The sequence below is a fragment of the Sphingomonas sp. genome, from assembly GCF_042091075.1.
Taxonomy (GTDB): domain Bacteria; phylum Pseudomonadota; class Alphaproteobacteria; order Sphingomonadales; family Sphingomonadaceae; genus Sphingomonas.
Map to the genome: position 1 here is coordinate 1 of NZ_JBELIE010000220.1, position 4,188 is coordinate 4,188.

Sequence of the window (4,188 nt, forward strand, 5' to 3'; positions counted from 1 at the left end):
TCCTCGGGGTGGTCGTGCACCCCCGCCTCGATCCCCTGCATCGACGTCTGCCCCGGTGCCAGCAGCCCGCGCGACTTCATCAGCGCCCCGATGCCGGTATAATCGCGCCCGTTCTGGCTGTCGTAGCCGATCCGCAACACATTGCCGTCGGGCAAGCGCACCAGCCCCGAGCCCTGCACCTGCAGGAAGAACAATTCTACCGGATCGGCGGCATAGCCCAGCACGGCGGCGCGACCGTCGAGCGACCCCTCCTCGATCGCGGTGCGATCGTCATAGGGAACGAAGCGCGTGTCGGCGACCTTGCCGCGGATTTTCTTCCCCGCCAGATCGGCCGAAAAGGCGCCGAGATCGACCTCGACCAGGTCGCGCGGGCGCGCGTAGATCGGCGCATAACCCGGTCGTGGCGTCCGCGATCCCGCGATTTCGGGGATGTAGTAACCCGTGGCGAAGGCTCGCCCGTCCCCCACCTGCACCGCCTCGAACCAGCGGCGGAAGAAGGCGGCGGCGTCGTTGGGGGCGGTGGTTGCCGCGGCGGCACAGGCGGGCTGCCAGTCGGCACCGTTGGTCAAGCCCGACGTATCGCTGCGCCGCACGACGCTGGGGCAGGAAATGCGGAACGCCGCCAGCGCCGCGCGTGCCTGATCCTCCGCGATCGGCAACGTGGCGAGATCGGGGCCGGGAACGACACCGGCGGCGGTCGCGCTGTCGGCGGTCGTCGTACCGACGACCTGCACCGCGGGCAGCGGGACAGCGGGCGTTGGCTGCCGGACGGGCAATTGCTCCCCACGCCAGGGCCGGGATACGTTGCCCTGCCCCGCCGGGGGGCGGACGGCACTGCTGGTGGGAGGAGCCGGGCGACTCCCCGGCCCGACACACGCCGCCAATGTCGTCGCACTGGCGATCGCCAGCACCCAACCCTTGTTCATCACGCCCCCTCACGTCTCCGCCGCCTTGTACGGGGCCGATCGGGGGCCCTCACTCCGCTGGCCGCGCCGTCATGCCTCGTCGGTATCGGCGAGTAACCAATTCGGGTCGGGGCTACGCAAGGTACGGACAAAGGTCCAGACATCATGGGTTTCGACGGCATCACTGGTCGATCCTGCGATCACCTGCCCCTCGGCGTCACGGGTCACCGCCGCGATATCGGCGTCGAAGCGCACCGTGATACGCGCCTCGCCATTGACGACGGAAGCGGAGGCGATCCGCACGCGCTCGATCGACACAAGCCGATTGTCGAGCGTGTGGCCCGCCGCGCGCCGCGCTTCGATCGCCTGGGCAAAAGCGGCCTCGACCTCTGGCAAGGCCAATTCGCGCAACGCCGCCTCGTCGCCACGCCAGAATGCCTCCAGCACCATCCGATAGGCCGCCTTCGATCCTTCGATGAAGCGGGCGACGTCGAATCCCGGCTCGGCCTGGACGATCTGGCGCAGCCCCGCCTCGGCGCCAGTGTCAAACGCACGCAGCGCCGGCTCGCGCGGTTCCGAGGCCATATCGATCGTGCGCGGCAGCGTCGCGGCGGCAACCCGCTCTTCCGCGGGCTTGGGCAACGGCTGTTCATGACCGCTGCGCCTGCCGAGCACCGAATAGAGGCGCAGCGCCAGAAAGGCTGCGACCATGGCGAGGAGGACAACGTAGAACACGGCAACTCCGGTCAGTTCGAGGCATTACATAGGCACAGGGCGAAACAAGTTCAAATCGCGCGACGGGCGCATTGTATCCCGCCCGAACGCGGTAATCGCGGTCCGTGGCTCTCCGGCCACGCCGTCGCGCCGCTGGCGGATTGTCTCGCGTCGGGCACGCTGCTAACCGCCGCCGACACGTGCCGCCCGCCGCCGGGCCGCGAACGACAGGCGAAGGAAACGACAATGGACGAACAGGGCAATCCGGGCGCGACCGGCGAAGCATATACCAACGGTGAGGACACCAGCCCCGCCGCCGGCCTGATCTCGCAATATGTGAAGGATCTGTCGTTCGAGAATCCGAACGCCCCGGGGATCTTCCAGGAACAGTCCGCCCCCGAGATCAACGTCCAGTTCGACATTGCCGGCGCGCAGGTGGGCGAGGAAGTCCACGAAGTCGTGCTGAAGATCGAGGTGCGCGCGACGATCGCCGGCAAGACCGCGTTCATCGCCGAACTCTCCTATGCCGGCCTGTTCGGCCTGCGCAACATTCCGGCCGAGCATATCCAGCCGTTCCTGCTGGGCGAAGGCCCCCGGCTGCTGTTCCCCTTCGCGCGCCGCGTCGTCGCCGATGCGATCCGTGACGGTGGCTTCCCGCCGCTGCTGCTGGAGCCGATCGATTTCAACGCATTGTTCCTGCAACAGGCGCAGGCGCAGGGCCTCCAGTTCGGCGACGGCGAGATCGGCCACGCCTAATACTCACCGTCGGGCCGGTCCGATCGCATCATGAACCTGACGCGCGCGCTCGGATCGGTCGGCGGACTGACGCTGGCCAGCCGCATCCTGGGGCTGGTTCGCGACTCGCTGTTCGCGCGCTTCGTCGGCGCGGGTTTCGCGTCGGACGCGTTCCTGATCGCGTTCCGCCTGCCCAATATGTTCCGCGCGCTCTTCGCGGAAGGCGCCTTCTCGGCCGCCTTCATCCCGATGTTCAACCGCAAGGTGGCGGATCCGGACGGGACTGGCCTGCCCGACGGCATCCGCTTCGCGGAAAACGCGCTGTCGGTCCTGCTGCCGGCGCTGATCGCGTTCACCGCCGTGATCGAAATCGCCGCATGGCCCGTCACCTGGCTGTTGACCTTCGGGTACAAGGGAGCGTCGGCGCAGGAATTCGCCTTCATCGTCACGCTGTGCCGCCTCACCTTCCCCTATCTGCTGCTCATCAGCCTCGTCTCGCTGCTGGGCGGTATCCTGAATTCGCTGCACCGTTTCTGGGTGGCGGCGGCCGCGCCGATCCTGCTCAACGTCACGCTGATCGCGGCACTGTTGCTGTTCCATCATCACGAAGCCTTGTTCACCGCGCGCAATCAGGCGATCGCGGTGACGGCGTCGGGCGCGTTGCAATTGCTGTGGCTATGGTGGGCGTGCCGCCGCGCGGGCGTGACCCTGCGGCTGAAACGCCCGACGCTCAATCCGGAGGTGAAGCGCCTGATGGCGCTGATCTGGCCCGCCGCCGCGGGAGCGGGCGCGGTGCAAATCAATCTCGTCGTCTCGACCGCGCTCGCCGCCAGCCTGCTGGGAGCCGGCTCGGTGAGTTATATCTATTTCGCCGATCGGCTGAACCAATTGCCGCTGGGGCTGATCGGCATCGGGCTGGGCACGGTGCTGCTGCCGACCATCTCGGCGCAGCTCGGCCGTGGTGACGATCGTGCCGCGATGGAGACGCAGAATCGCGGGCTGGAGCTAGCGCTGTTCCTCACCCTGCCCGCCACCGCCGCGCTGGTCGTCTGCGGCGCGCCGATCGTCGCCGCGCTGTTCCAGCATGGCAAGTTCACCGCGCAGGACACCTTGCTGACCGCGCAGTCGCTCGCCGCCTTTTCGCTGGGATTGCCGTCGTACATCCTCGTCAAGGTGCTGACGCCCGGCTTCTACGCGCGCCACGATACGCGCACGCCGGTGCGGTTCGCGACGATCTCGATGGTGGTGAACCTCGTCCTCAATCTCGCCTTTATCGTGCCGCTGGCGCATGTCGGGCCGCCGCTGGCGACCGCGATCGCGTCCACCGTCAATGTCGCGATGCTGTGGCGGGCGCTGTCGCGGCGCGGTCATTTCGTCGCGGATGCGCAACTGGCGCGTCGCGCGCCGCGCCTGCTGGCGGCGGCGCTGCTGATGGGGGCGGTGATGTGGTTCGCCAATGCTCCACTGGCGCCCTACACCACCGGCGCGTCGCTGGCGCGCTGGGGCGCGATGTTCGTGCTGGTCGCGGCGGGAGCGCTCGTCTATTTCGCCGCCACCTTCCTGTTCGGCGCGCTACGCCCCGCCGACATCCGAAGGCTGATCCGTCGTCCCCAATAGAGTGATTGATCCCATGCGCGTCGTTTCCGGCATCAAGCCCACCGGCAATCTCCACCTCGGCAACTACCTCGGCGCGGTGAAACAATGGGTGGCGATGCAGGACGAGATCCAGGCCGCGGGCGGGGAGACGATGTATTTTGTCGCCGACCTGCATGGGCTGACCGAATGGATCGCGCCTGACGAGCTGCGCGCCAATACGATCGAGATCACCGCGACG

General features: G+C 67.8%; 4 protein-coding genes and 1 pseudogene. 3 read left to right on the plus strand and 2 right to left on the minus strand.

What is annotated here, in order from left to right; translation table 11 throughout:
• Both ACFDSW_RS15655 and ACFDSW_RS15660 read right to left on the minus strand, forming a co-directional pair.
• Window positions 1-926: MltA domain-containing protein (locus tag ACFDSW_RS15655; protein WP_375251195.1), on the minus strand; the 926-nt coding region annotated here is incomplete at its 3' end.
• A gap of 69 nt (window positions 927-995) precedes the next feature.
• Window positions 996-1,640 (minus strand): Tim44/TimA family putative adaptor protein, encoded by a 645-nt coding sequence (locus tag ACFDSW_RS15660; RefSeq protein WP_375251196.1) that lies wholly within the window; start codon window positions 1,638-1,640, stop codon window positions 996-998.
• Window positions 1,641-1,865: 225 nt separating this feature from the next.
• On the opposite strand from ACFDSW_RS15660, the gene secB reads away from it, so the two are divergent.
• The 3 genes and pseudogenes from secB to ACFDSW_RS15675 form a co-directional block, all read left to right on the plus strand.
• Window positions 1,866-2,375: a protein-export chaperone SecB gene (gene secB / locus ACFDSW_RS15665; RefSeq protein WP_375251197.1), complete on the plus strand. Its 510-nt coding sequence runs from the start codon at window positions 1,866-1,868 to the stop codon at window positions 2,373-2,375.
• 30 nt (window positions 2,376-2,405) lie between these two features.
• The gene (murJ, locus tag ACFDSW_RS15670; RefSeq protein WP_375251198.1) at window positions 2,406-3,971 is read left to right on the plus strand and encodes a murein biosynthesis integral membrane protein MurJ; all 1,566 of its coding nucleotides are present in this window, start codon (window positions 2,406-2,408) and stop codon (window positions 3,969-3,971) included.
• Between the two features lie 13 nt (window positions 3,972-3,984).
• A pseudogene (locus ACFDSW_RS15675) lies at window positions 3,985-4,188 on the plus strand (tryptophan--tRNA ligase); the annotation flags it as partial.

What these genes read in the sequence shown, in the direction of transcription:
- secB (WP_375251197.1), top strand. Translation starts at nt 1,866, where the DNA reads ATGGACGAACAGGGCAATCCGGGCGCGACCGGCGAAGCATATACCAAC.
- murJ (WP_375251198.1), top strand. Translation starts at nt 2,406, where the DNA reads ATGAACCTGACGCGCGCGCTCGGATCGGTCGGCGGACTGACGCTGGCC.